Genomic DNA, 25,085 nt, shown 5'->3' with positions numbered 1-25,085 from the left:
CTGTTCGGTGGCACGGTCGTGGGCCTTGCCACTGCTGGTGTGTGCACCGTTTCCCATCGTGTACCGCAGGGTGGGAAACGTCATCCGTACCGAGGGGTAACCAGGTACTCGATACGGCAGATGGGGCGGTGTGGTCCAAAACGGAACGATACGCCCCTTGCCGTCCCGGGTGACGGCCCGGTCGCCCCGTGTGCTAGGACCGTGCGCTCGGTCGTCGGGTGCGTCCGAGCGGGTGGGTGAGGGGCTGACGGATCGCGCGTCGGAGCCCTCGCCGCGGGGGCTTTCCCCCGGTCCGTCGCCGGTCCCTCGGGGTGTCCGGCGGCGGGCGGGGATTTCTTCCCCGCCCCGTACGTGTTCGCGAAACGGTCGAATAGGGCAGACTGTCGTGGTGTGTGTCACTGAATGCCGCGATTTCGTGCCAGGAGTTGCGGTGACCCGGTCGGGAACGTCACCGTTTCGGCGGTCTCGACGGCCGGGTACTTGCGCGATCCGCCCCGCACGTGTGGACTACGGCCAACGCCCCGCGCTGGCGCGAGGGCGACAGACGACATTCGAACATGATCAGGAGGCAAACGGTGAGCGCGACCGCGGACCACGCGGAGGAGCGGACGAACCCTGCCGCCAGGCTGGGGTTCCAGCCCGGGCAGGTGGTCCAGGAGATCGGCTACGACGACGACGCCGATCAGGAACTCCGCGAGGCCATTGAGGAGACCATCGGCGCCGATCTCGTCGACGAGGATTACGAGGACGTCGCCGATGTCGTCGTGCTGTGGTTCCGCGAGGACGACGGCGATCTGACGGACGCGCTGGTCGATGCCATCGGGCTGATCGACGAGGGCGGCCAGTTGTGGCTGCTGACGCCCAAGACCGGCCGGGACGGCTACGTCGAACCGAGCGACATCAACGAGTCGGCGCAGACCGCTGGTCTCTCCCAGACCAAGAGCATCAGCGTGGCCAAGGACTGGACCGGCAGCCGCCTGGTCACCCCGAAGGCCGCAGCCAAGAAGCGCTGACCGCCCGCCCCGTGGGAACCACGTCCCACGGGGCCGGTGGGCCTCCCGCGCGTCTGCGCCCCCGTCGACGGGCCGCCGTCTCGCGCACCGCACGCGCGCGGCTCCCCGCGCGCCCGTCCGGGCCGTCGCCCGTCCCTCCCGCGCCCGCTGGCCGGTCCACCCCCTTCCGCTGCGTAGGGTGGGTGGAACACCACCCGAACAGCCCCGTGAAGGGAATGCGTGACCATGACGATCGCGGTCGGTACCGAGGCCCCGGACTTCGAGCTCAAGAACCAGCACGGCGAGACCGTGCGACTCTCCGACTTCCGCGGCGAGAAGAACGTCGTCCTGCTCTTCTACCCCTTCGCCTTCACCGGCGTCTGCACGGGCGAGCTGTGCGCGCTGCGCGACGAACTGCCCACGTTCGTGAACGACGGGGTCCAACTGCTGGCGGTCTCCAACGACGCCCCCTTCAGCCTCCGGGTCTTCGCCGAGCAGGAGGGCCTCGACTACCCCCTGCTGTCGGACTTCTGGCCGCACGGCGAGGCGTCGCGCGCGTACGGCGTCTTCGACGAGACCAAGGGCTGCGCCCTCCGCGGCACCTTCGTCATCGACAAGGCGGGCATCGTGCGCTGGACCGTCGTGAACGGCCTCCCCGACGCCCGGGACCTCAACGACTACGTCAAGGCCCTCGACGCCCTCTGAGTTCTTCGGGCCCAACCACTGCGGAGCGTGGGAACCCGTCACTAGGATCGGAGCGTTGATCCGATACCAGAGCACGACGGGGCTCCCCGCCCCTGACACCATTGGGAGGACTTGTGGGAGTCAGCCTCAGCAAGGGCGGCAACGTATCGCTGACCAAGGAGGCGCCCGGCCTCACCGCGGTCGTGATCGGTCTGGGCTGGGACGTCCGCACCACGACCGGTACGGACTTCGACCTGGACGCCAGTGCCATCCTGACGAACGCGGAGGGCAAGGTCACCAGCGACCAGAACTTCGTCTTCTTCAACAACCTGAAGAGCCCTGACGGTTCGGTGGAACACACCGGCGACAACCTCACCGGCGAGGGCGAGGGCGACGACGAGCAGATCAAGGTGAACCTGGCCGGGGTGCCCGTGGACGTCACGCGGGTCGTCTTCCCGGTGTCCATCTACGACGCCGAGAGCCGGCAGCAGTCCTTCGGGCAGGTGCGCAACGCGTTCATCCGCGTGGTGAACCAGGCGAACAACCAGGAGATCGCCCGTTACGACCTCTCCGAGGACGCCTCCACCGAGACCGCGATGGTCTTCGGCGAGCTGTACCGCCACGGGGCCGAATGGAAGTTCCGCGCCATCGGCCAGGGCTACGCCTCCGGCCTGCGCGGCATCGCGCAGGACTTCGGCGTCAACGTCTGAGCCACGGTCCGGGCGTCCGGTGCCGCAGCCGTCAGTCGGTGCGGCACCGGACGCGTCCCGACTGCACACCCCCGCCGGGGGCACGGGGGCGTGGCGCCGCCGTGGGTCCGGTCCGCCCCCGGGACGACGTCGCACTACCTCGGGGAGGAAAAGATCATGGGTGTCACGCTGTCCAAGGGGGGCAACGTCTCCCTGTCCAAGGCCGCACCGAACCTCACGCGGATCGTGGTGGGTCTCGGCTGGGACGCGCGTTCCACCACGGGAGCCCCCTTCGACCTCGACGCCAGCGCCCTGCTGTGCAGCTCCGGCCGTGTCCTGGGCGACGAGTGGTTCGTGTTCTACAACAACCTCACCAGCCCCGACGGTTCGGTGGAGCACACCGGCGACAACCTCACCGGCGACGGTGACGGCGACGACGAGTCCCTGGTCGTGGACCTCTCCCTGGTCCCGGCGGGCTGCGACAAGATCGTCTTTCCGGTCTCCATCCACGAGGCGGACGCCCGGGCACAGGCGTTCGGCCAGGTCGCCAATGCGTTCATTCGGATCGTCAACCAGGCGGACGGCCGGGAGCTGGCCCGTTACGACCTCTCCGAGGACGCCTCCACCGAGACCGCGATGATCTTCGGCGAGGTCTACCGCTACGGAGGCGAGTGGAAGTTCCGCGCGGTGGGGCAGGGCTATGCGTCGGGCCTGCGCGGCATCGCCCTAGACTTCGGGGTCAATGTGTCGTGAAACTGGGCCCGGCGCGGGGTGCCCCCTGCCGGACCCCTATCGGGGGGACCCCCGTGACAGGGATGGGTAGCCAGTGATTCTGAAAACCTTCGGCTGGTCGTTCGCGGTCACCGCGCTCGGTTTGGTCGCGGCGTTGCTCTACGGGGGGTGGGTCGGCTTCAGCCTCGTGGCGATGCTCTCCATCATGGAGATCTCGCTCTCCTTCGACAACGCCGTGGTCAACGCCGGAATCCTGAAGAAGATGAACGCGTTCTGGCAGCGCATCTTCCTCACCATCGGCATCCTGATCGCCGTGTTCGGCATGCGGCTCGTGTTCCCGGTCGTCATCGTCGCGGTGAGTGCCGGTCTCGGGCCGATCGAGGCGGTCGACCTCGCGCTCAACGACAAGGACCGCTACCAGGAACTCGTCACTGACGCCCATGCCTCTATCGCGGCCTTCGGCGGCATGTTCCTGCTCATGATCTTCCTCGACTTCGTCTTCGAGGACCGGGACATCAAGTGGCTGCGCTGGATCGAGCGTCCGCTCGCCAGGCTCGGCAAGGTCGAGATGCTGTCGGTGTGCATCGCCCTGATCGCCCTCCTCCTCAGCGCGGTCTTCCTCGCCCCCGAGGCGCACCAGCACGGCGGCACCCACGCGGACAAGACGGAGACGGTGCTCCTCTCCGGCATCGCCGGCCTGATCACCTACCTGGTGGTGGGCGGGTTGTCCGGGTTCTTCGAGGGACGGCTGGAGGAGCAGGAGGAACGCGAGCACGAGGCGGAGGAAGCGGCCAAGCGCAGCGGAAAGCCGGTGGTGCTGCTGGCCGGCAAGGCCGCCTTCTTCATGTTCCTCTACCTGGAGGTCCTGGACGCGTCGTTCTCCTTCGACGGTGTGATCGGCGCCTTCGCGATCACCAACGACATCGTCCTCATGGCGATCGGCCTCGGTGTCGGCGCGATGTACGTGCGTTCCATCACCGTCTACCTGGTGCGCCAGGGCACCCTGGACGACTACGTCTACCTGGAGCACGGTGCGCACTACGCGATCGGCGCGCTCGCCACGATCCTGCTGATCACCATCCGCTACGAGATCCACGAGGTGATCACCGGACTCGTGGGCGTGTTCCTGATCGGTTGGTCGTTCTGGTCCTCGGTCCGCCGCAACCGGGCCCTCGCCGCGGCCGGGGGCGCGGGGGACGGGTCGGGCAACAAGCCCGAGGTGTCATCCGGAGTGTGAGTCAGCCGACATGACCGGTTCCGGTGTGTGGCCGGGCCCGTCGTGAGGAACGCTTTCAGAGGGCGGTCACGGGACACTTCCTGTGGCCGCCCCGCTGTAGGTAGGAAGCCCCGGCATTCAGGGCCGGGGTAGAGGACTCAGGGCATTGGGGGGCTTACATGTCCTTCTGGGACGATTTGTGGCGGGGAAAGTCGGCGAATTTCGATTCCGGCATCTCCGCGTCCAACTCCATCGAACTCACCAAGCGGAACCCCGCGGTTTCGCTCACCAAACAAGGAGCCGCCACCGGAAACCTACGCGTCAACCTGTCGTGGCGGATGCGGAGCTCCGACATCGGGGGCCGCCGGGACCAGGGAGGACTCCTGCGCAGCCCGCTCAAGATGTTCAAGCCGGAGGCCGTCCAGGCACACACCCAGAGCATGGTCAACGTCGACCTCGACCTCGGCTGCCTGTACGAGCTGGCGGACGGGACCAAGGGCGTCGTCCAACCGCTCGGTGACCTCCTGGGCGACCTCAACGGCGCTCCGTACGTCAAGCTGAGCGGCGACGACCGGTTCGGCTCCGGCTCGGGCGAGACGCTGTTCGTCAACCTCGACCAGCGCGATGCCATCAAGCGGTTGCTGATCTTCGTCTACATCTACGACCAGACGCCCGCCTTCGACCGCACCCACGCCCTGGTCACCCTCTATCCGAGCAGTGGCCCCCGCATCGAGATCAGCCTCGACGAGCGGGCTCCCGAGGCGCGCTCCTGCGCGGTGTTCTCCCTGGAGAACGTCAAGGGCCAGCTGATCGTCCGGCGCGAGGTGAAGTTCGTGTACGGCTTCCAGGCCGAACTCGACCGCCTGTTCGGCTGGGGCCTCCAGTGGGGCCGCGGGTACAAGTCGCAGGCCAGCCGCTGAACCCGCACCCTCCACCCGCTCCGGACGGACGACGGGTCCGTTGCGCGGGGTCAGCGGGGCTGGAACTGGGGGCCCTGCGGAGGGAGTGCGAAGTTCGGATCCGGGGCCGCGGCCACCGGTTGGGGGTAGCCGTAGGCGGGCTGCCGGGCATCGTCGGACGCGGCCGGCGAGGCGTGCGGGTAACCGTATCCGGGCTGGGCGGCGGGCGGCGGGGGATAGCCGTACCCGGGCGAGGCCGCCGGCCCGGCGGTGGGGAGCGCACTCGGGGGCGCCGCATCGGTCCCCGAGACGGACCCGGGGGGCGGCCCGGGGACCGTCGGGAAGGACCGTTCGGGCTCCGGATCGGTCGACTCCGACTCGTCCACCGAAATCCCGAAGTCGGTGGCCAGGCCGACCAGGCCGTTCGAGTAGCCGTCGCCGACCGCCCGGAACTTCCACCCGTCCCCGCGCCGGTACAGCTCGCCGCAGATCAGAGCCGTCTCGGCACCCGTTTCGGGGGTGATGTCGAAGTACGCCAGGGGCTCCTCGCCCGCGGCCGTCGCATCGTGCACCTGGATGCGCAACGCCTGCACCTGGCTGAACGGGACGTCATCCGCCGAGGCCACCAGCAGCACCCGGTGGACTTCCTCGGGGAGTCCGGCCAGATCGGTCTGGATCGTGTCGGTCAGCCCGTGGGTGGCGCGTTTCTTGCCCAGTCGCCACACCGCCCCCGAAGGGTGGCGCGGCTGGTTGTAGAAGACGAAGTCCTCGTCGGAGCGCACGCGGCCGTCGGCGCCGAGCAGCAGCGCCGAGACGTCGACGTCCGGGACGAACTGTGCCGAGGCCCAGTGCAGCACGGCACGCACCGCCGTGGCTTCCAGCGGGACGTTCGACCCCTTCAGCATCGCGTGCGTCATACGGCCATCCTGCCTTCCCGATCACCGCCAGGACAATGCGGGCGCCGTGTGGTAATGGACGGGTCGGGCGGGTCAGGCGCGGATGTGACATGCGTCGGATATCAGGATTTCATGGGGCAAGGGAACCCCTGACGCAGGTTTCTACGTACTATTACCGGCCACATTGCGTCGGACCACTCCGGCAACACGGGGAGACTCATGCGTCATTTCGGGCACATAGCCCCGCAGGTGCGACAGCGCCTCTTCCACCGGGAGCCGTGCGACTTCACCGCCGACTCTCCCGCCCGCATGCTCGCCGTCGCCCTCGGAGCCACCCTGTACAGCCCCGCCAACCGGCCGACGCTCGCGGAGGACATCCGCAAGCAGGCGAAACGTGGCGTGATCTCCATGGTGGTGTGCTTGGAGGACTCGATAGAGGACTCCGAAGTCCTCCAGGCGGAGGAGAACGTCGTCCGCCAGTTCGCGGAACTGGCAGCCGGCCCGGTCGGTGACCTTCCGTTGCTGTTCGTCCGCGTGCGCACTCCGGAGCAGATACCCGACCTCGTGCGACGACTGGGTGCGTCCGCGACGTTGCTGTCCGGATTCGTCCTTCCGAAGTTCACCGAGGAACGGGGTGTTCCGTTCCTGGAGGCGCTCACCGCCACCGAGGGCACCTCGGGGCGCCGACTGTTCGCGATGCCGGTCCTGGAGTCACCGGAGCTGCTGCACCTGGAGAGCCGCCGCGAGACGCTGGACGGCATCGCCCGCACCGTCGACAAGTACCGGGACCGCGTGCTCGCGCTGCGCCTCGGCGTCACCGACTTCTGCTCGGCGTACGGGTTGCGCAGACCGCCCGACATGACGGCGTACGACGTGCAGATCGTGGCCTCCGTGATCGCGGACGTGGTCAACCTGCTCGGCCGGTCCGACGGCACGGGCTTCACCGTCACCGGCCCGGTCTGGGAGTACTTCCGACTCCAGGAACGCATGTTCAAGCCCCAACTGCGCCGGAGCCCCTTCCTCGCCGGCCGCGCTGACGAACTGCGCCAGGAACTGATCGAGCACGACCTCGACGGGCTGCTCCGGGAGATCGAGTTGGACCGTGCCAACGGTCTGCTGGGCAAGACCTGCATCCACCCCTCCCACGTCCTCCCGGTGCACGCGCTCTCGGTGGTCAGTCATGAGGAGTACAGCGACGCACGGGACATCCTGCGACCCGAACGGGACGGCGGCGGAGTGATGCGCTCCGCCTACACGAACAAGATGAACGAGGTGAAGCCGCACCGCGCCTGGGCCGAGCGGACCCTGCAACGCGCCGAGGTCTTCGGTGTCGCGGGCGAGGACGTCGGCTTCGTGGAGTTGCTCGCCGCCGGGCTCTCCGGCTGATCGCAAGGACGGCAAGGACGGAATGAACGACGCGGTGTGGACGGGGACGTGGGTCGCCCGACGGCTCGGGGTGGAGTTGGCGGGGCCCGAGGGGAGGGCCGCGGACGGCGGCGACCGGCTTCGAGAGCTCCTGGGCCTCGCGTTGCGCCGCAACCCGAAGCGCGCCCATCTGCTGGTGTCGAACGTGCTCGGCAAGCACGTGCCCCGCTCGCCGGCGATCGTCTACCGGCACGGGTACGAGCTCGGCTGTCGGGTACGCGACCTGCTGGGCGACGAACTGGCCCGGCAGGCGGTGGTCCTCGGCTACGCGGAGACCGCCACCGGGCTCGGCCACTGCGTCGCGGACGGCCTCGAAACGGCCCCCTACCTGCACTCGACGCGCCGCCCGGTGGCGGGCGTGGAGCCGGTCGCCGGCTTCGAGGAGGCCCATTCCCATGCGACGAGCCACCTGATCCTGCCCGAAGACCCCGCCCTGCTCGCGGGCGACGGCCCGCTGGTGCTGGTCGACGACGAGTTCTCCACCGGCAACACCGTCCTCAACACCATCCGTGCCGTCCACGCCCGCTTCCCCCGCGGGCGCTACGTCATCGTCGCCCTCATCGACATGCGCTCCCCGCAGGACCGCACCCGGCTGGACGCCTTCGCCCGGGAGATCGGGGCACGGATCGACCTGGTGGCCACGGCCTCGGGCACGGTGCGGTTGCCCGCGGGCGTCCTGGAGAGGGGACGCTCCCTGGTCGCCCGGTACGAGGCCGAGGCCCCCGCGGACGGGTCGCCCGCGGCCACGGCGCAAGGGCCGGCGGCACCCCGCACCGCGGCCGTGGTGCGGGTCGACCCGGGGTGGCCCGCCGGGCTGCCGGACGGAGGCCGGCACGGGTTCTCCCCGGCCCACCGCGTCCGCCTGGAAGCGGTCCTCGGCGTGGCTGCCGCCCGACTGGCCGAGCAACTGCTCGGCGAGAACGGCATCAGCCCGGCGCAACCCGCCGCCGGAGCCCTCCCACGCGTCCTCGTCCTGGGCTTCGAGGAGCTGATGTACGCCCCCCTGCGGATCGCCACCGCCCTGGAGGACCACCTCCGCGGCACCGCCGACGTCCGCTACTCCACGACCACCCGCTCCCCGGTCCTCGCGGTCGACGACCCGGGCTACGCGATCCGCAGCCGACTCGTCTTCCCCGCGCACGACGACCCCGATGACGGACCCGGCGACCGCTACGCCTACAACGTCGCCGGCGCGGGGTTCGACGCCGTCGTCCTGGTGGTCGACTCGGTGGCCGACACACCCGAACTCCACGCCCCCGGGGGGCTGCTGGCCCAACTCGCCCGACACGCCCCCCGGCTGCTGCTCGCCGTCGTGCCCTCCTACGTGCCGGGCCCCGTGCCCGAACGTCCAGAAGAAAGGCCCTCCTTGCTCCCCGATCCGCTGCGCGGCCCCGCCTTCTCCTCGTACGCCGCCGAGGACGTCGGCTGGTTGCTCCAGGACCTGTCCGCCGTCACGCTGGAGGCACCGACCGAGGAACGCGAGGAGGCGATCCAGGCCGGCGGCGCCCACTACGCCGAGTCCCTGCCGGTGGAGTACCAACCGAGCCCGCAGTACCAGCAGTTGTTCCACGAGGCCCTGGACGCCTCGGCGCAGCGGATCGCCCGGGCCGTCGGCACCGTCACCGAACTGGTCCTCGCCGAGCGCTCCCCGCGTCCCGTGCTGGTCTCGCTCGCCCGTGCGGGGACCCCGGTGGGCATCCTCATGCGCCGTTGGGCCCGGCACCGGTACGACATCGACCTCCCGCACTACTCCGTGTCCATCGTGCGGGGCCGGGGCATCGATCAGAACGCGCTGCGGTGGCTGGCGGCGCACCACGACCCCGCCGACGTCGTCTTCGTGGACGGGTGGACGGGGAAGGGAGCCATCACCCGCGAACTCGCCCAGGCCCTCAAGGACTTCCAGGAGCGCACCGGAATCCACGGCTTCAACCCCGAGATCGCGGTGCTCGCCGACCCGGGTGCGTGCGTGCGGACCTACGGCACCCGGGAGGACTACCTGATCCCCTCCGCCTGCCTCAACTCCACCGTCTCCGGACTGGTCTCCCGCACGGTCCTCAGGGCCGACCTCGTCGGCCCTGAGGACTACCACGGGGCCAAGCACTACCGGGAACTCGCCGACTCCGACGTCTCCCACGACTTCCTCCAGCAGATCGTCACCTGCTTCCCCGACGTGGGCGACGCGGTCGACCGCCAGGTCAAGGAGATGCTCACGACGGACCGGGTGCCCACCTGGGAGGGATGGACGGCGGTCGAGCGGATCAGCGAGGAGTACGGAATCCGGGACGTCAACCTGGTGAAGCCCGGGGTGGGCGAGACCACCCGGGTCCTGCTGCGCCGAGTGCCCTGGAAGGTCCTCGTCCGGCGCGGCGCCGGCACCGACCTGGAGCACGTGCGGCTCCTCGCCGCCCAACGCGGTGTTCCCGTCGAGGAGGTCGACCACCTTCCCTACAGTTGCGTCGGACTCATCCACCCCCGGTACACCCGAGGCGCCACCGGCGCCGACGGCACGGCGGTGAACGCCCGGTGACCACCGCACCCCGTACCGACCGGGACGAGCCGCGCACCGTCCTGGTCGCCAGCGACCTCGACCGCACCCTGATCTACTCGGCGGCGGCCCTCGGCCTCAACGTGCCGGACGCCGAGGCGCCCCGGCTGCTGTGCGTCGAGGTGTACCAGAGCAAGCCGCTGTCCTACCTCACCGAGACCGCGGCCAACCTCCTGGCCGAACTGGCCCGCACCACTCATTTCGTCCCCACCACGACCCGCACCCTGGAGCAGTACCGCCGCATCCACCTCCCCGGACCCGCGCCCCGCCATGCGATCTGCGCCAATGGGGGGCAGATCCTGGTGGACGGGGTCCCCGACCCCGCCTGGCAGCGGCACGTCGTCGGCCGGATCACCGCGGAGTGCGCTCCGTTGGAGGAGATCGGGGACCACCTACGGCGCACCGCCGACCCGAGGTGGCTGCTCAAGGAACGCACGGCGGACGACTTCTTCGCCTATCTGGTGGTCGAACGGTCACTGCTGCCCGAGCAGTGGGTCAAGGACCTCGCGCTCTGGTCCGAGGAGCGGGGCTGGACCGTCTCGCTCCAGGGGCGCAAGGTCTACGTGGTGCCCCGCCCCCTCACCAAGAGCGCCGCGCTGCGCGAGGTCCTGCGTCGAACCGGTGCCGCGCACACCCTCGCGGCCGGGGACTCGCTACTCGATGCCGACCTGCTGCTGGCCGCGGACCAGGCGTGGCGGCCGAGCCACGGCGAGCTTGCCGACGAAGAGTGGCGCGCCCCCCACCTCACGGTCCTTCCGCAGAAGGGTGCTATTGCCGGCGAGCAGATCGTGAAGAGCCTTGTCCGCGCCGCTGCCCTGGCCCGGGCTTGAACATCCGCACGCCGATGAAGAGGAGCACGGCGCAGACGGCCAGCACGAGGACCACCTTGGAGTACGCCGACACATAGCCCGTGACCTCCGTCCAGTTCTCGCCCAGCAGGTACCCGGCGAGGACGAAGATGGTGTTCCAGATCGCGCTGCCCACGGTTGTGAGCATCAGGAACATGGGCAGCGACATGCGCTCGATGCCCGCGGGTATGGAGATCAAGCTCCGGAAGATGGGGATCATCCGCCCGAAGAACACGGCCTTCGTGCCGTGGCGGTGGAACCACGCCTCCGTCTTCTCGATGTCCGCCACCTTCACCAACGGAAGCTTGGCGGCTATCGCGATCATGCGGTCACGGCCGAGTGCCGCACCGATGCCGTACAGCGCGAGGGCGCCCACGACGGAACCGGCCGTGGTCCACAGGAGGGCGGCGTAGAGGTTCATCTGCCCGGTGCTCGCCGCGAAGCCGGCGAGGGGCAGGATCACCTCACTGGGCAGGGGAGGGAACAGGTTCTCCAGCGCGATGGCCAGACCGGCGCCCGGTGCGCCGAGCTGGTCCATCAGACCGTTGATCCATTGCGGAGCGCTGCTTTCGATCATGATTCCACCGTAGAAAGTTCGAGCTGAATGCACACTGAAGCCGCCCACACGCTTTCGGTGGTGCACGCCACAGGTGAGAAGTGCGGTTTTCCGCAATGCGCCGCTGCCCCACGGTTGATTACTGTGAGCGACGTGAACACAGCGGTACGCGGCGGGCTGAGGCTCGTCACCGGACTCGTCCTCGGCGCATGCACGGCGATCGCCGAGTTGATCTTCGTGTTGCTCGCCGGATTGCTCCTCGCTTCTGTACGGGTCTGGCCCCGAGGCCGACACGCCGTGTTACGGCCCGTGCGGAAAGTGGGGCGATGGCTGGTGGCGAGGGAACGCGCAAGGCTCGCGACCTTCCACCGCATACGTCTGCCTCCACTGTACGGGGGTCCCGAGAACGATGATCGCGCGCTGCGCTATCTTGCCCTCCGCTGGCCCCTCGGGCTGCTCGGCGGCGGCGCGCTCGGATGCCTGCTGGTCGGCATCGGGACCGAGGTCTTCGTCATGTTCGGCTGGCTGGTCAGGGAGGTCCGACACCCCGAGGACCTGGCGCTCACCGCCCTGGGGGGACTCCTCCTGTCGTTCCTCGCCGTCCAGGGCGTGCTGGGGGCCGCCACCTGGGAGGCCGGACTCGCCACGCGCCTGCTCGCTCCTCCCCAGCAGGAGGAGGAACTGCTGCGGCGGATCGAGGAGCTCTTCACCAGCCGCACCGGAATGGTCGACGCCGTCCACGACGAACGCCGCCGCATCGAACGGGACCTGCACGACGGCGTCCAGCAACGACTGGTCGCCCTGGGCATGCTGTTGGGCCGGGCACGGCGCAGCGACGACCCCCACCGCACGAGCGTCCTGCTCCGACAGGCGCACGAGGAGAGCCAACGAGCTCTCGTGGACCTCCGGGAGGTGGCCTGGCGCGTGTATCCGGCTGCACTGGACGAGGCCGGGCTCGAAGCGGCGCTCAGCACCGTCGTGGACCGGGCGCCGATCCCCGTGCTGGTGAGCCACTACGTGATGCGCCCGTTGCCCAGGGCGGTCGCCGCCGTCGCGTACTTCGTGGTGGCCGAGACGGTCACCAATACGATCAAGCATGCGGAGGCGACCAAGATAGCGGTCACGGTCGAGGAGATGGAGGGGGTCCTGTACGTGCGGATCGAGGACAACGGCAAGGGGGGTGCGACTCCGGAAGGCAGCGGTCTGGTGGGGCTGGCCCGCCGGGTCGCCGCGCTGGACGGAAGCTTCACCGTGCGCAGTCCGTCCGGTGGACCCACGGAGATCATCGCGGAGTTGCCGTGCGCCTGATGATCGCGGAGGACTCGATCCTGTTGAGGGAAGGGCTGGTCCGACTGCTCAGGGACGAGGGCCACGAGGTACTGGCGGCGGTGGGCACCGCGGAAGCCCTGATGGAGGCCCTGGCGGACCAGCGCCCGGACGTGGTGGTGGCCGACGTGAGGATGCCGCCGACCCACACGGACGAGGGTCTACGGGCAGCGCTGGGGATTCGGGAGCGTTGGCCGACCGTGGGGGTGCTCGTGCTGTCCCAGTACGTCGAGGGGCGCTACGCCCGGCAGTTGCTGTCCGGGCAACCGGAAGGCGTGGGCTACCTCCTCAAGGACCGCGTGGTGCAGGTGGACGAGTTCCTGGACGCCTTGGAGCGGGTGGCCGCCGGCCGGGCGGCCTTCGACCCGGAGGTGGTGCGACAGTTGTTGGGCGGCAGTTCCCACGGCGATCAACTCGCCAGACTGACCGTCCGGGAGCGCGAGGTCCTGGCCGAGATGGCACAGGGGCACGGCAACGGATCCATCGCCGGTCGACTGCACATCTCGCGGAGCGGGGTCGAGAAGCACATCAACGCGATCTTCGACAAACTGGAACTCCCGGGAGGCGCCGGGTACTCGCGGCGGGTGCTGGCCGTGCTCCGGTACCTGGGCACGTGATGCACGGGTGGGCACTCCGGCGATGCGTTCGGCGGGGGAGCCTTCAGCCGCAGCAACCGCCCCCGCAGCAGCCACCGCCGGAGGCGGGGCCGCGAGCCGGTGCGGCCCCCGCGGTCCCGGCGACGGAGACCGTGGACAGCAGCTTCACCGTGTCGTCGTGGCCCGTCGGACAGGGCGCGGGGGCGGCGGACTCGGCCATGGGGCGACTCAGTTCGAAGATGTCGCCGCAGGTCCGGCAGCGGTACTCGTAGCGAGGCATGGCATCAGATTAGCGGCCCGGCGCAAGCCCGCGGGTGCTGCGGCCCCGGCAGGCGTCCGCGGGCGGGGCCGGTGAGAGGAACGGCGGAACGGATGGACAGGGAACAAGGGCCCCAGGAGGAGCGGGGAGGTCAGGAGCCAGTGCCGCGTTCGCCGCGGATGAGGGACACCACGGCGGCCACCTGCTGACGAACGGCCTCGGTCTCGGTCAGGAAGTGCCAGTAGTCAGGGTGACGCCCCTGGAGGGTGCCGATGGCCCGTTCCAGCCGCTCCACCGCCGTGTCCAGTGGACGGGCGTGACGGGGGTCGGGCGTGTGGCGTCCGGCCATGGCCAGGCGTTGGGCGTCGCGAATGGCGAAGCGGGTGCGTTCGATCTCGCCCTCGGGGTTCTCCGCCACCGCGTTCAGCATCCGAAGGCGGTTGCCTGCGGCGGAGATCGCTTCGTCGGTGGCATTGAGCAGGGCACGGGCGGTGGACAGGAGGGAGGCGGCATCGGGCCAGCGCTGCGCGTCGCGGGCGGTCTGGGCCTCGGCGAGCTTGAGTTCGGCCTGTCGGAGATCGGTGGTTGCCCGGTCGGGGACCTGTTGGAGGTCCTGCCAACAGGCAGCGGCGAAGCGGCGACGCAGTTCGCTGAGAACGGGGTCGACCTGTTCGGACCGGGTGGTGAGTGCTTGGGCGCGGGTACGGAGGGAGACGAGGCGGCGATCGATCTCGGCGGCCCGTTCCGGAAGCCGTTCGGCTTCGGAACGCACCGCTTCGGCATCCCGGGCGACGTGCTCGGCGCGGTGCAGGGTCTCCGGAACCCCGTGCCGTCCGGCTCCCTGGTTGAGCTTGGTCAACTCCGGGGCGAGGGCTGCGAGCCGCGCCGCGAGGTCATCGGCCTTGAGGCCGGAGGAGCGAGTGGCGTCCAGGGCGGTCGTCGCGGCCAGCAGGGCCTGGCGGGCCCTCTCCACGGACGGCGCCAGCCGGGCGAGTTGGGTCTCGGCCTTGTCCAGGAGGGGGCCGAGGCCCGCGGAGAAGCGGTCGAGGTCCGACTTGACCGCGACGAGGGCGTCCTTCGCGCGGGTGAGTTCGGCTCGTGCCTGGGCGGCGCTCGACGCCTCCAGGTCGTCGCGGTCGAGGTCGTGGGCGTCGACCGCGGCGATGTACTGGTGGCTGACGTCGTCGATGCGTTGGCCGAGCGCACCGAAGTCGGAGACGGCACGCCGGGCGGCGGGCGAGTCGTCGACGGCGGTGATGGTCTCTATGGAGATGCGCAGATCGCGCTGGGCGGAGTCGAGGTCGTAGAACGCCGCGGCGGCAGCGTCCTTGGCGGCCTGGGCCTGGGCGCGCTGGCCCTCGGCGCGCCCGCCGAACCACCGTCGGGTGCTGCCGCCGTTGAAGGCCGCCGGGAGGGTTGCCAGGGCGAAGCCGAGCAGGGAGAAGGACAGGGAGAGGGGGAACGCGAGCCGGCCGAGGGCGCTCTCGGCGCGTGAGCGGTGTCCCCCTGGCCGCGGCCGCCCGGCCGTGCCCCGGGCGGGAGCCGCCTCCGGGGACGGGCGGGCGCGCCTGAGGGGGGTCGCCGCGGTGAAGACGTGGGGGGTGATCCGTGTCGGTGATGTCGTCGGTGTGTACGGCCGTTCTGGTGTCGCCGTCACGTTCCTCTCCCGTGCTGTGGTCCGCCGTGCCCGGTGCCATTCTCCCACCTGGTACGGACGCGCACACGGGGCGTTCAGTTCGCGTGCCGGACCGTGACGCTGCCGTTGCCGCTCCGGGCGGAGACGGAGTGCCGGCTCCGTTCGTCACGGGGAACGCTGACGGTGACGCTGCCGTCGCCGCTCCTGGCCTCCACCCGGTAGCGGGTGGCCTCGTGCTCGCCGCGGGGCAGGGCGATCGTGACGGAACCGTCGCTGCTCCGGGCGGCGACCCGTCCCGGAACGGCCGCGAGGGAGAGGCGCAGCGAACCGTCGTCGGTGCGCGCCGTGACCCGGCGTGAGCGCACCCCCTCGGCGCTGATGCTGCCGTCGCTGCTGCGCAGGGTGAGGGCGCCGCTGGTGTCGTGCACCCGGACGGACCCGCTCCGCGTCGTGATGTCGAGGGGAGAGCGGAAGCCGGATGCCCGCACCGAACCGTCGCCGTTGCGCACGGTGACGGAGGTGTCGCGGGGCACTTCGATGCGGTGTTTGAGGTCGCAGACGGCGATGAAGCCGGAGCAGTCGTGGCGCAGGGTGAGTTGGTCGTTCTGCATGCGCCAGCTGAAGGTGGGCGAGGAGCCGATCAGTTTGCGTCCTTGGAACCAGCGGGTGACGCGGACCTCCTCGTGGTCCGCGGGGACGAGTTCGAGGGCGGAGCCGTCCGAGTCGACGGTCAGGGTCGTGCCGGGCAGGGCGAAGGACCGCCGGTCGGGGGTGGAGTCCTCCTCGGCGTCGGACGAGCAGCCGACGAGGGCCAGCAGGGCCGCCCCCGCGGTGACGAGGAGCAGGGTGCGGCGCGGTCGGCTCGGGCGTGCGGTCATGGAAGGTCCCCCCGGTGGTGGTCCGCTGCGGCCCGGCCCGTCCGGTGCCCACGGGGGCACTGCGGCTGGTCAAGGGTGGTCGGGGCGTCGTGCGGAGCGTGGTACGACCGTAGGGCGCGACGGCCCTCGGCGGCATCGGGGTCGCACCCCGAACCGGGGTGGGGATAACCCCAGTCCGCGGGGGCGCACGGGTGTGTGGGGCGGAGGGGAAGCAGGGTAGGCTGTCGATTCATTCCGGGCGCGTAGCTCAGTGGTAGAGCGCTGCCCTTACAAGGCAGATGTCGGCGGTTCGAAACCGTCCGCGCCCACCGGAGCCGTCTTCGCCGAAGCCTCGGATCACCTGTTGTCAGGGGGTCCGGGGCTTTCTTGCGTGCCCGTCCCGCCGGTCGGGGAGGGCGACGTGCCCCCGGTGTGCTTCAGGGCCGAGCGGGCGTCGGACCGGTTGCCGACGGCGACGTCGGTCCAGTGGTGGTGACACGTGACGAAGACGGCGAGTTCGTGCTCGCGTGCGCGCAGCGCCTCCACCTGGTCCTGCTCCTCGGGGCTCCAGCCGGGGGAGGCGGTGCGTTCGACCCGACGCCAGCCGGCGTCGTCGGTGAACCCGTCGAGGGGCTCCACCGACCAGGGCAGGCGCTTCAGCAGGGCGATGAGTTCCGCGCGCACCCGGTGCAGCTCCTCCTGGCCGGCCAGGAGGTCGCTCGGGAAGTCATAGGTCGCAGCCACCCGTCGATAGTACGCCTGTTCGAATTTTTCGAGCGAGTCCTTTCCGGGAGGCGCCCGGTCGCGGGACACTGGTGGCATGTGCCGCAGCATCAAGACGCTCCGTCCGCCCGTCCTGCCCGAGGAGGCCACCGAGGAGGAGGTCCGGGCCGCCGCCCTTCAGTACGTGCGGAAGGTCTCCGGCTTCCGGGCCCCGGCGGCCCACAACCGCGAGGTGTTCGACGCCGCGGTGGAGGCCGTCGCCGCGGCCACCGCCGAACTCCTGGCCGGACTGGAGGTGCGGGGCGCGGGTCGGAAGCAGCCCGCCCCGGCGGAGGCTTCCTAGGGATCCGGCTTCCGCGGTCCCGTCCCGTTCGGGGCGGACCCGGTGCGCCACCCTGTGGGGCGCGGTGCCGGAGCCTCAGGAGGCGCTGGTGGGGGCCGGGCGGCGCATCAGGTAACCGGCGCCGGCGCCCGCGGCGAAGAGGGCCAGCAGGGACACCCCGGCCGCCAGCCAGGTGGCGCCCAGCCACTGGGCGCCGACGTAGCCGAGGCCGACGCTGTAGGCGGCCCAGACCACCCCGGCCAGGGCCGACCAGGGCAGGAAGTCGCGGCTGCGGCGCTGCGCGGCGCCCGCGCCGAGCGAGACGAGGGACCGGCCGGCCGGGGCGAAGCGGGCGATGACCACCAGGGCACCCCCGCCGCGCGCCAGCGCGGAGCCCAGCCGGGCCTGGGCGGAGGTGAGCCGTCGGGAGCGGGCGATGGCCCGGTCGAACCGGGCGCCACCCCTCCGGGCCAGTCGGTAGGCGCAGAAGTCACCGAGGACCGATGCGGTCGCGGCGCACAGCAGCAGCGCCAGGATGTCCGGTACGTCGTGCGGGACCTGGCCGGTCGCCGCCCCGGTGCCGGCCGCGGCGGCGGTGGCCGCGGTGATCACGAGGACGCCGCTGGGCAGCAGGGGGAGGAAGACGTCGAGGAGCACCGAGATGGCGACGACGACGTAGATCCATGGGCTCGCGGTCAGTGAGCCCATACTCTCCAGCACCGAATCTCCCCCGGGTCGGCATCGCGATGCCGCGGTGTCGCGTGGTGTGCGGCAGGGGCGGCGCTAGGTGACAGCCATACAGCGTACGCCGGGATTCGCGCCTGTGATCCACCGGGGGTTCACCTGTTCTCCACGGTCGGGGCGGGGAGGGTGGGGGAGTTTGACAGGAATCGCCCCGCCTCGGGGCGCGAGCCGGAACGCCCCGGGGGCTTCCGGAGCACGCCCCGTGCTCCGGAAGCCCCCGGGGGAGGGCCGGTCGGCTGGTGCGCGGACCGGCGTCGGGCTCAGACGGGGGCGGCAGCGGACTCCTGCCGGGAGGAACCCCCCGCGTTCCGCGACCGCGAGGCGAACAACTGGTCGAGGCCGAACGCGCCGGAGCCGGTGAAGACCAGGAGCAGGAAGGCCCAGCAGAACATGGCCGAGGACTCGCCGCTGTTCTGGAGGGGCCAGAGGGCCTCTGGCTGGTGGACCTTGAAGTAGGCGTACGCCATCGAGCCGGAGCATATGAACGCGGCGGCGCGGGTGCCCAGGCCGATCATGACCAACCCGCCGCCGACCAACTGGATGACGGCGGCGTACCAGCCGGGCCATTCGCCCGCGGGAACGGTGCCGCCGCCGTGGGCGCCGCCCAGGACGCCGAAGAGGGACGCGGCGCCGTGACAGGCGAAGAGCAGGCCGACGACGATGCGGAACAGGCCGAGTGCATAGGGCTGGGCGTTGTTGAGACGGCCAGTCATGGGGGGACTCTCCTTCGGTGTGGTGTGGGGACGTAACCGAGTGGGGCCACAGGTTAGGTTGACCTTCTGAGTACTTGCAAGTTCAACATTTGGCCAAGTATCGCTCTCGAAGGTGGCTCACTCCCATGGGAGATGCACCGTCAGGCGAGGTCTCCTGGTGGGGAATCGCAGGTCGGAGAGGTGCAGGCGTCGCCGACGGGCCGCGGAACGCGGGCCTTTGGCGGCCGTCAGGGGGTGAGCGAGGAATCCCAGGTCGTGTCCAGGCGGGGCTCGCCGTCCGCGCCGGCCCGCGCCCGGTCGAGCCGTAGGCGCGAACCCCGTCCGTGCAGGGTCAGGGTCATCAGGTGGTTGCCGAACCACGGTCCGCCCCGCCGGGTCCATGCCGTCGTGCGCCGGCCGCTGCGCCCGTGGGCCCCGAGGAGCCGCCCGAGGACCCGGGCCAGCCGGCTCCAGCCGAACCGGAAGGCGACCACGAAGTGCGCGGGCACGGAGTTGTGCAGGGGGGAGCAGGTCAGTTGGAGGACCCGGGCGGCGGGGGGCGGGCCCGCCGGCCAGCGGGTGGGCTCCGCGACGTACGCGTGGTGGACGTCTCCCGACAGCACGTACACCGAGGCCGGCGCCCCGGGGCCGGCGCCCGCCTCGGCGACCAGCCCGGTCAGCCAGTCGAACGACTCCGGGAAGGCCGCCCAGTGTTCGAGGTCGGCACCGCGCCGCAGGCGCTCGCCGATCCGTGCCCACCGGGCGCCCCGCTCGCCCCGGCACAGCGCCGCGCTCCACACCTCGCCGTCGTGGACGAGCGGGGGGAGCAGCCACGGCAGGGAGGTGCCGATCAGCAGGTGGTCGTAGCTGCCGGGGGCGTCCAGGGCCTGTTCGCGCAGCCAGTGGGCCTCCTCGGGGGCGAGCATCGCGCGGTGCTGCTCGTCGAGGACGCGGGCCGCGCGGGTGTCGGCGATCAACACCCGCACCCGGCCGAAGTCCCGGCGGTAGCTCCACCGCACCCGTGTCGGGTGCGCGTCCGCCGCGACGGCGAAGGCCCGGAGGGCTCCGGTGCCGTCCGGCGTCGCCCGGACCCGGGCGTACACCTCGTCGCGGTCGAGGGCGTCCGGGGGGAGGTTGCCGAGGTGCTGGTACACCCAGTACGACATCAGCCCGCTGAGGATGCGCTCCCGCCACCAGGGGGTGGCCCTGATGTCGGCGAGCCAGGAGGCGCTGGTGTTCCAGTCGTCGATCACGTCGTGGTCGTCGAAGACCATGCAGGACGGCACGGTGGAGAGCAGCCAGCGGACCGCGGGGTCCAACCAGGACTCGTAGTAGAGGCGGGTGTACTCCTCGTACTCCGTCACCTGTGCGCCGGGCGGTTCGTCCAGGTCGCGGCGGGTGGCCAGCCAGCGTCGGGTCGCCGGGGAGACCTCGTCCGCGTACACCTGGTCGCCCAGCAGGAGCAGGACGTCCGGGCGGGGAGCCTCGGGGTCGGCGACGAGGCGGGCGGCGAGGGCGGCGAGGGCGTCGGGTCCGACGGGGTCCGTCCCGTCGGGGGTCGCCGCGGCCCAGCGGCAGGAGCCGAAGGCCACCCGGACGGGTGGGTCCGCCGGCCGGTCGGCAGCGGTGCGCCCCCGCGCGGCGGGCGCGGGGGCGCGGATCTCCGGGGGCGGGAACCGGGCGACCCCGTCGGTCGTGGGCGGCCAGACCGGGGTGCCGTCCAGGAACACCTCGTACCCGGTGGCGGTTCCGGCGGTGAGCCCCCGCACCGTGACCAGTGCGTAGTGGTGACCGGAGACCTGGAACGTCGGGGCCCGGCCGCCCGCCCCGTCGGCGCACCGCACCTCGACGGTGCAGGGCAGGCCGGTCTCGACCCACACGGTCGCCGCCGCTTCGTCGACGTACCTCAGCAGCGGTCCCAAGCGGAGTACCGTCACCGTGATCACTCTCCTCGTCCGTCCGGCTCCGTACGGTACGGAACGCCGAACGGGGAGGCGCCCGGTTCCGCCGCGGGGCGCCGGTCAGCAGGAGTCGAGGAGGTCCGCGAGCGCGGACTTCTCCGCCGGGTCGACGTCGAGCGCGTAGTGCTCCTTCACCTGCACCCACATCCGTGCGTACAGGCAGTGGTAGGAGGCGCGGGGCGGCAGCCACTCGGCCGGGTCCTTGTCGCCCTTGGCCTGGTTGACGTTGTCGGTGACCGCGATCAACTGGGGGCGGACCAGGTCGTTGGCGAAGCCCTTGCGGGCGCTGGTGGTCCAGTCGTCCGCGCCCGACCGCCACGCCTCGGAGAGCGGGACGACGTGGTCGATGTCGAGGTCGGAGGCGGCGGTCCAGACGGCGCCGTCGTAGGCGGACGTCCAGGTTCCGGAGACGGCCGCGCAGGCGGCGTTCTGCACGACGTCGGTGCCGTCCCGTTCGAGGACGACCTCCCGGGTGTTGCAGGTGCCGGAGACGGTGCTCCAGTGCGGGAACTTGGACCGGCTGTAGCCGGCCGACGAACCCTCGGGGGCCACCGTGAGCCGGGCCAGGTAGGTGCGGGCGGTGGCCGCGCTGACCGGAGTGGGCGGTGCGGCCTGGGCCGCCGGACCGGTGAGCGCGGCGAGCAGGGACAGGCCCGTCGTCAGCGCGAGGAGCGTCCCCCGGCGGTGACGGTGACGGCGACGGGCGGGCGGGTGGGCGGCGGGGGCCGGGCCACGGGGCATGGGGTCTCCCTGGGCGTCGTGGGGCGGGAGGCGCGGAACGGAGGGGTCCGTCCGGGCCGGGCGTCCGACGTGCGGAACACGGGCGCACAGGGAACAGGGTTGCGGCATGGCCACGTCACATCAAGGGAGATAACGGAGGCTCATGTTCCGGAATGGGGCGCAGAGTTGCGAACCGGCGGGAACCGGGAGGACGCACCTCCTGCTCCTCCTCCGCGGCGCTTCGCCGTGCGCCACCGCATGCCCTCGTGCGCCGTCGTGGAGGAACGGGCCGCACCGCGCGCCGGTGGACACCGCCCCCGCCGGCGCCGCTCGGCGTGGCCGTCGAGCGGCTCGCGTACCATGGGGGCAGCAGAAGGGGAGTAGCTCTTCGCCGGACCGTCGACACACTGCTCAGCTCGTCTGAGCCGGCGCCCGGAGGCAGGACCGCGAGGTCCGGCCAGCGAGACCTTCGGCCAGTAGTGTTCCGCGTGCGCATCCGTGCACGCGTCAGCGCTGCCGTGCCGAGGTGTCGATCGCAGTGACTCTCGGTGGGGTGGCCCGACCGATTGAGGAACCTTGATCAGCATCAGCGTGACGGCGCTCGTCTTCGGCGTCGTCTTCCTGGCCGAGTTGCCGGACAAGACCGCGCTCGCCGGCCTCGTGCTCGGTACGCGCTACCGCGCCTCGTACGTGTTCGCCGGGGTCGCCGCGGCCTTCGCCGTCCACGTGGCCCTCGCCGTCGCCGCCGGCAGCGTCCTGACCCTGCTGCCCGAGCGGCTGCTCAGCGCCATCACCGGTGTGCTCTTCCTCGGGGGCGCGGCGGTGCTCGCCTTCAAGAAGGGGGACGGGGACGAGGAGGTGCGCCAGCCCGAGGACCAGAGCTTCTGGAAGGTCGCCGGCACCGGGTTCATGCTCATCCTGGTCGCCGAGTTCGGCGACCTCACCCAGATCATGACCGCCAACCTCGCCGCCCGCTACGACGACCCGCTGTCCGTGGGGCTCGGGGCCGTGCTCGCGCTCTGGGCGGTGGCCGGGCTCGGCATCGTCGGCGGCAAGGCGCTGATGAAGCGGGTGCCGCTGCGGCTGATCACCAAGGTGGCCGCCCTGTTGATGTTGGGGCTCGGCGTCTGGAGCCTGTACGAGGCGGTGGCCGGCTGAGGTGCCCGAGGGGTCGGGGTGGTGGCGTGATGGCCGATTGTTTTGTACCGTGTTGAAACAAAGTGGTTCCCGCTCGCCCTCCCTGACCAGCGGGCGGGGCCACCTTGGCAGCGCACGGCCCCGCGCAGCGCACGGCCCCGCCCGTCCGCCGACCCGGCACGTCCGCCCGGTCGAGCCCGACCGGGGCGTCCCCGGCCGCGCACCGGCCGCGCACCGGCCACCGGCGGCAGCCCGCCGGTCGTCCGCAGCCGGCCCGGTCGTCCTGCGTCCCCCGTACGGGGTCCGATCCCCGTGCACCACCCTCACCCCCACCCTTGGAGCACGCCGATGTCGGACACCGTCGTACTGACCGCCCGGGCCCTGCTGCTGGACATGGACGGCACCCTCGTGAACTCCGACGCGGTGGTGGAACGCTGCTGGCGGCGCTGGGCCGCGCGGCACGGACTCGACGCCGACACGGTCATGCAGGTGGTCCACGGACGTCAGGGGTACGCGTCGATGGCGCTGCTGCTACCCGAGCGGTCCATGGCCGAGAACCACGCGGACAACGACCGGATGCTCGCCGAGGAGACCGCCGACCTCGACGGGGTGGTGCCGGTGCCGGGCGCGGCGGACTTCCTCTCCTCCCTGGTCTCCCTGGGAGCCCCGCACGCCCTGGTGACCTCCGCCACCCGGGAACTGGCCGCCGCCCGGATGGGCGCGGCCGGGCTCGCCCTGCCCCGGGTCCGGGTGACCGCCGAGAACGTGGGCGCCAGCAAGCCGGACCCCGAGGGCTTCCTCAAGGGCGCCGCCGAACTCGGGGTGCCGGCCGCGGACTGCGTGGTCTTCGAGGACTCGGCGGCCGGTGTCGCGGCGGGGCTCGCCGCCGGGATGCGCGTGGTCGGCATCGGCCCCCGGGCGGCGGTGCACGGCCCCACGGTCCAGATCGACGACCTCACCCGGATCCGGGTCGAGGTCGCGGCGGACGGCGCCCTCCGGCTGGTCCTCGTCCCGTAACGGCCGCGGGCGACCGACCGCGGGCCGCCGACGCGTCAGTCGTCGCCCCTGCCGCCCCGGTCCTCGCCGCGGGCCGAGGTCTCGGCCTCCAGCACGCCGCGGGACACCGGTCCGTACGTCCCGCGGGGCTCCGGTATCCCCCGGGCTATCTGGTAGCGGGTCAGGGCCTGCGCCACCTCCGAGTTGAAGACGCCGTCGCGCGAACCGGTGTAGAGGCGCATCTGCCACAGCCGCTGTTGGAGGTCCTGCACCGCGGGTCCCCGGTCGCCGACGCGCAGGACCCCGCCGGGGGCGGGCCGGGCGGGGTCTGCGGGCCGGGAAGCGGAGCCGGACGTGGGCGGTGCGGAGGGCTCGGAGGCGCTCGGCGAGGAGGACTTCCCGCCCGGCGGTTTCGACGGGCTGGTGGTGGTCCCCGGGGTGCGCGGTGCGGCGGTGGTGGGCGGCGCGCCCGCCGAGGGCGGCACCTTCCCGGGCGTGCTCTTCGACGCGCCCGACGTCGGCGCCCGCTGCTCCTCGGTGGGGTCCTCGCCGCCGGGCTGAGAGGTGTCCGGGACGGTGGTGTCGATGTCCGGGAGCGCCTTGTCGTGCTGGGGCTTCTCGTAGCTGAACACCCCGCTGGCGACCACCCCGATGCTCACCGCGGCCACCGCCAGGCCCGAGGTGGCGATGAGGGCGAGCCGCCGCCGGCGGGACCCGGAGTCGGGTTCGATGCGGTCCAGCCGGTCCACCGGGTCCTGCTGCACCGGCCGCTGCCGGGGCGTCTCGGCGGGCACCGGGTACGGGGGGCGGGTGTCCTCGGCGGGGTGCACCGAACGCGGCCGGGTCGCCGGGCGGGGCTCGGCCGCCCGAACCCGGTCGCCCGTCAGGTCCGGGCCGGTGAACTGCTCGCCGGGGGCCGTGCCCGGCCCGCCCTGCGCCCCCGCCCAGGCGTGCGGTGCCGCGACCCCGGGCTGCGGGCCCGGGACCACGGCGGAGGGTGGCGGCGCTCCGGGCGCGGGGGGCTGCGCCCCGGCGGGTTCCCGGTGCGGCGGCATCGGGCCCGGGGGCGTCAGAGGGCCCGGGCCGGCTCCGGTCACCCGGGGCAGCGGACGGGTGGGGGAGTCCGCGGCCGGCGCGGGGGGCGTGCCGGGCTGCGGCCCCGCGGGGTCACCCGAATCCGCCTGGCCCAGGTACGGGCGCACCTGGACCCGGGCGAACTGGCCGGTGTGGTCGGTGGGTTCCGCGTGGCGGGCGGGGTGCTCCGGGTGCGGCGCGGCCCCCGGGTACGACGGGTCGGACGGGTGGGCCGGGGCGGTGTGGCCGGCGACCGGGTCGGTGCCGTGGACGGGCCCCCCGGTCCACGCGGCACAGCCGCAGCCGCCGGGTGCGCCCGCGCCCGCAGGCGCTCCGCACCGCGGACATGTCTGTCGGTTCACCGTCTGGGTCCCCTCCCCATTGTCTGAAGGCGATTATGCAGACAACCGGAGGGCGCTGCAGGCACTGACTCCCCATGTCCCCGACAAGTCTGGGGCGGTCCGTCCGGCTTGTCGCCGCGGGGGGGGGCGGGGGCGCGGCGGGGGGGGCGGGGGGGGCGGCCGCGCGCGCGGGCGGGGGGGGGGGGCCGGCGCCGGCGC

25 protein-coding genes and 1 tRNA gene are annotated in these 25,085 nt (G+C 71.8%); 15 read left to right on the top strand and 11 right to left on the bottom strand.

Annotation, left to right across the window (positions count from 1 at the left end):
- The first annotated feature begins 575 nt into the window (after positions 1-575).
- The 6 genes from ABT092_RS01375 (at position 576) to ABT092_RS01350 (ending at position 5,233) form a co-directional block, all read left to right on the top strand.
- A complete protein-coding gene (locus ABT092_RS01375; RefSeq protein WP_351238485.1) occupies positions 576-1,013 on the top strand; it encodes a DUF3052 domain-containing protein in 438 nt (145 codons plus the stop codon).
- Positions 1,014-1,238: 225 nt separating this feature from the next.
- Positions 1,239-1,697: a peroxiredoxin gene (locus ABT092_RS01370; RefSeq protein ID WP_351238483.1), complete on the top strand. Its 459-nt coding sequence runs from the start codon at positions 1,239-1,241 to the stop codon at positions 1,695-1,697.
- A 113-nt stretch (positions 1,698-1,810) separates the two neighbouring features.
- On the top strand, positions 1,811-2,386 hold the full coding sequence (locus ABT092_RS01365) for a TerD family protein (protein ID WP_351238481.1): 576 nt from the start codon (positions 1,811-1,813) through the stop codon (positions 2,384-2,386).
- 156 nt (positions 2,387-2,542) lie between these two features.
- Positions 2,543-3,118, top strand: coding sequence for a TerD family protein (locus tag ABT092_RS01360; protein ID WP_351238479.1), 576 nt, complete (start codon positions 2,543-2,545; stop codon positions 3,116-3,118).
- A gap of 73 nt (positions 3,119-3,191) precedes the next feature.
- Positions 3,192-4,334, top strand: a complete 1,143-nt coding sequence (locus ABT092_RS01355; RefSeq protein ID WP_351238477.1) for a DUF475 domain-containing protein — start codon at positions 3,192-3,194, stop codon at positions 4,332-4,334.
- Positions 4,335-4,492: 158 nt separating this feature from the next.
- Positions 4,493-5,233 carry a TerD family protein gene (locus tag ABT092_RS01350; RefSeq protein ID WP_351238475.1) on the top strand — a complete coding sequence of 247 codons (741 nt, stop codon included), beginning with the start codon at positions 4,493-4,495 and terminating at the stop codon, positions 5,231-5,233.
- 50 nt (positions 5,234-5,283) lie between these two features.
- Here ABT092_RS01350 and ABT092_RS01345 read toward each other — a convergent pair whose 3' ends face one another.
- Entirely contained in the window at positions 5,284-6,129 is an 846-nt protein-coding gene (locus tag ABT092_RS01345; protein WP_351238473.1) for a TerD family protein, read from the bottom strand.
- A 198-nt stretch (positions 6,130-6,327) separates the two neighbouring features.
- On the opposite strand from ABT092_RS01345, the gene ABT092_RS01340 reads away from it, so the two are divergent.
- Genes ABT092_RS01340 through ABT092_RS01330 form a run of 3 tightly spaced genes read left to right on the top strand, consistent with a single transcriptional unit; the run spans position 6,328 to position 10,908 of the window.
- Positions 6,328-7,494, top strand: coding sequence for an HpcH/HpaI aldolase/citrate lyase family protein (locus ABT092_RS01340; RefSeq protein ID WP_351238471.1), 1,167 nt, complete (start codon positions 6,328-6,330; stop codon positions 7,492-7,494).
- 22 nt (positions 7,495-7,516) lie between these two features.
- Entirely contained in the window at positions 7,517-10,060 is a 2,544-nt protein-coding gene (locus ABT092_RS01335; protein WP_351238469.1) for a phosphoribosyltransferase, read from the top strand.
- The gene (locus ABT092_RS01330) at positions 10,057-10,908 is read left to right on the top strand and encodes an HAD family hydrolase (RefSeq protein ID WP_351238467.1); all 852 of its coding nucleotides are present in this window, start codon (positions 10,057-10,059) and stop codon (positions 10,906-10,908) included. The genes ABT092_RS01335 and ABT092_RS01330 overlap by 4 nt, the downstream gene beginning before the upstream one ends.
- Here ABT092_RS01330 and ABT092_RS01325 read toward each other — a convergent pair.
- Positions 10,847-11,503: a DedA family protein gene (locus tag ABT092_RS01325; RefSeq protein ID WP_351238465.1), complete on the bottom strand. Its 657-nt coding sequence runs from the start codon at positions 11,501-11,503 to the stop codon at positions 10,847-10,849. The two genes, ABT092_RS01330 and ABT092_RS01325, sit on opposite strands and share 62 nt — an antisense overlap.
- A 132-nt stretch (positions 11,504-11,635) precedes the next feature.
- Between ABT092_RS01325 and ABT092_RS01320 the strand changes: the two genes are divergently transcribed.
- Together ABT092_RS01320 and ABT092_RS01315 are read left to right on the top strand one after the other, a co-directional pair.
- Positions 11,636-12,790: a sensor histidine kinase gene (locus ABT092_RS01320; RefSeq protein ID WP_351238463.1), complete on the top strand. Its 1,155-nt coding sequence runs from the start codon at positions 11,636-11,638 to the stop codon at positions 12,788-12,790.
- On the top strand, positions 12,781-13,425 hold the full coding sequence (locus tag ABT092_RS01315) for a response regulator transcription factor (protein WP_351238461.1): 645 nt from the start codon (positions 12,781-12,783) through the stop codon (positions 13,423-13,425). Before ABT092_RS01320 ends, ABT092_RS01315 begins: the two co-directional genes overlap by 10 nt.
- A 43-nt stretch (positions 13,426-13,468) precedes the next feature.
- Here ABT092_RS01315 and ABT092_RS01310 read toward each other — a convergent pair whose 3' ends face one another.
- The 3 genes from ABT092_RS01310 to ABT092_RS01300 all read right to left on the bottom strand — a co-directional run bounded on the left by ABT092_RS01310 (position 13,469) and on the right by ABT092_RS01300 (position 16,177).
- Positions 13,469-13,684 carry an FmdB family zinc ribbon protein gene (locus tag ABT092_RS01310; protein WP_351238459.1) on the bottom strand — a complete coding sequence of 72 codons (216 nt, stop codon included), beginning with the start codon at positions 13,682-13,684 and terminating at the stop codon, positions 13,469-13,471.
- Between the two features lie 130 nt (positions 13,685-13,814).
- Entirely contained in the window at positions 13,815-15,320 is a 1,506-nt protein-coding gene (locus ABT092_RS01305; RefSeq protein ID WP_502968368.1) for a hypothetical protein, read from the bottom strand.
- Between the two features lie 74 nt (positions 15,321-15,394).
- The gene (locus ABT092_RS01300; protein ID WP_351238457.1) at positions 15,395-16,177 is read right to left on the bottom strand and encodes a DUF4097 family beta strand repeat-containing protein; all 783 of its coding nucleotides are present in this window, start codon (positions 16,175-16,177) and stop codon (positions 15,395-15,397) included.
- A gap of 236 nt (positions 16,178-16,413) precedes the next feature.
- Here ABT092_RS01300 and ABT092_RS01295 point away from each other — a divergent pair.
- Positions 16,414-16,485 (top strand) — tRNA-Val (locus ABT092_RS01295).
- 28 nt (positions 16,486-16,513) lie between these two features.
- On the opposite strand, the gene ABT092_RS01290 is transcribed toward ABT092_RS01295, so the two are convergent.
- Positions 16,514-16,900: a DUF8825 domain-containing protein gene (locus tag ABT092_RS01290; RefSeq protein WP_351238455.1), complete on the bottom strand. Its 387-nt coding sequence runs from the start codon at positions 16,898-16,900 to the stop codon at positions 16,514-16,516.
- Positions 16,901-16,976: 76 nt separating this feature from the next.
- Between ABT092_RS01290 and ABT092_RS01285 the strand changes: the two genes are divergently transcribed.
- Entirely contained in the window at positions 16,977-17,222 is a 246-nt protein-coding gene (locus tag ABT092_RS01285; RefSeq protein WP_351238453.1) for a DUF2277 family protein, read from the top strand.
- Positions 17,223-17,297: 75 nt separating this feature from the next.
- On the opposite strand, the gene ABT092_RS01280 is transcribed toward ABT092_RS01285, so the two are convergent.
- The 4 genes from ABT092_RS01280 to ABT092_RS01265 all read right to left on the bottom strand — a co-directional run bounded on the left by ABT092_RS01280 (position 17,298) and on the right by ABT092_RS01265 (position 21,339).
- The gene (locus tag ABT092_RS01280; RefSeq protein WP_351238451.1) at positions 17,298-17,921 is read right to left on the bottom strand and encodes a DedA family protein; all 624 of its coding nucleotides are present in this window, start codon (positions 17,919-17,921) and stop codon (positions 17,298-17,300) included.
- A gap of 284 nt (positions 17,922-18,205) precedes the next feature.
- Positions 18,206-18,658, bottom strand: coding sequence for a DoxX family protein (locus ABT092_RS01275; protein WP_351238449.1), 453 nt, complete (start codon positions 18,656-18,658; stop codon positions 18,206-18,208).
- Positions 18,659-18,885: 227 nt separating this feature from the next.
- The gene (locus ABT092_RS01270; RefSeq protein ID WP_351238447.1) at positions 18,886-20,574 is read right to left on the bottom strand and encodes an alkaline phosphatase D family protein; all 1,689 of its coding nucleotides are present in this window, start codon (positions 20,572-20,574) and stop codon (positions 18,886-18,888) included.
- Positions 20,575-20,658: 84 nt separating this feature from the next.
- Positions 20,659-21,339: an HNH endonuclease family protein gene (locus ABT092_RS01265; RefSeq protein WP_351238445.1), complete on the bottom strand. Its 681-nt coding sequence runs from the start codon at positions 21,337-21,339 to the stop codon at positions 20,659-20,661.
- A 555-nt stretch (positions 21,340-21,894) separates the two neighbouring features.
- On the opposite strand from ABT092_RS01265, the gene ABT092_RS01260 reads away from it, so the two are divergent.
- Both ABT092_RS01260 and ABT092_RS01255 read left to right on the top strand, forming a co-directional pair.
- A complete protein-coding gene (locus tag ABT092_RS01260; protein WP_351238443.1) occupies positions 21,895-22,476 on the top strand; it encodes a TMEM165/GDT1 family protein in 582 nt (193 codons plus the stop codon).
- A 327-nt stretch (positions 22,477-22,803) separates the two neighbouring features.
- Positions 22,804-23,472, top strand: coding sequence for an HAD-IA family hydrolase (locus tag ABT092_RS01255; protein ID WP_351238441.1), 669 nt, complete (start codon positions 22,804-22,806; stop codon positions 23,470-23,472).
- Positions 23,473-23,507: 35 nt separating this feature from the next.
- Here the strand turns inward: ABT092_RS01255 and ABT092_RS01250 are convergent, their stop codons facing one another.
- Complete coding sequence (locus ABT092_RS01250) at positions 23,508-24,887, bottom strand: peptidoglycan-binding domain-containing protein (RefSeq protein WP_351238439.1); 1,380 nt, start codon at positions 24,885-24,887, stop codon at positions 23,508-23,510.
- Positions 24,888-25,085: the final 198 nt, after the last annotated feature.

It is taken from the genome of Streptomyces sp. NPDC002490, assembly GCF_040296045.1.
In the GTDB taxonomy this organism is placed as follows: domain Bacteria; phylum Actinomycetota; class Actinomycetes; order Streptomycetales; family Streptomycetaceae; genus Streptomyces.
Note: the sequence above shows the minus strand (reverse complement) of the source record. Positions and strands in the feature narration are given on the sequence as shown.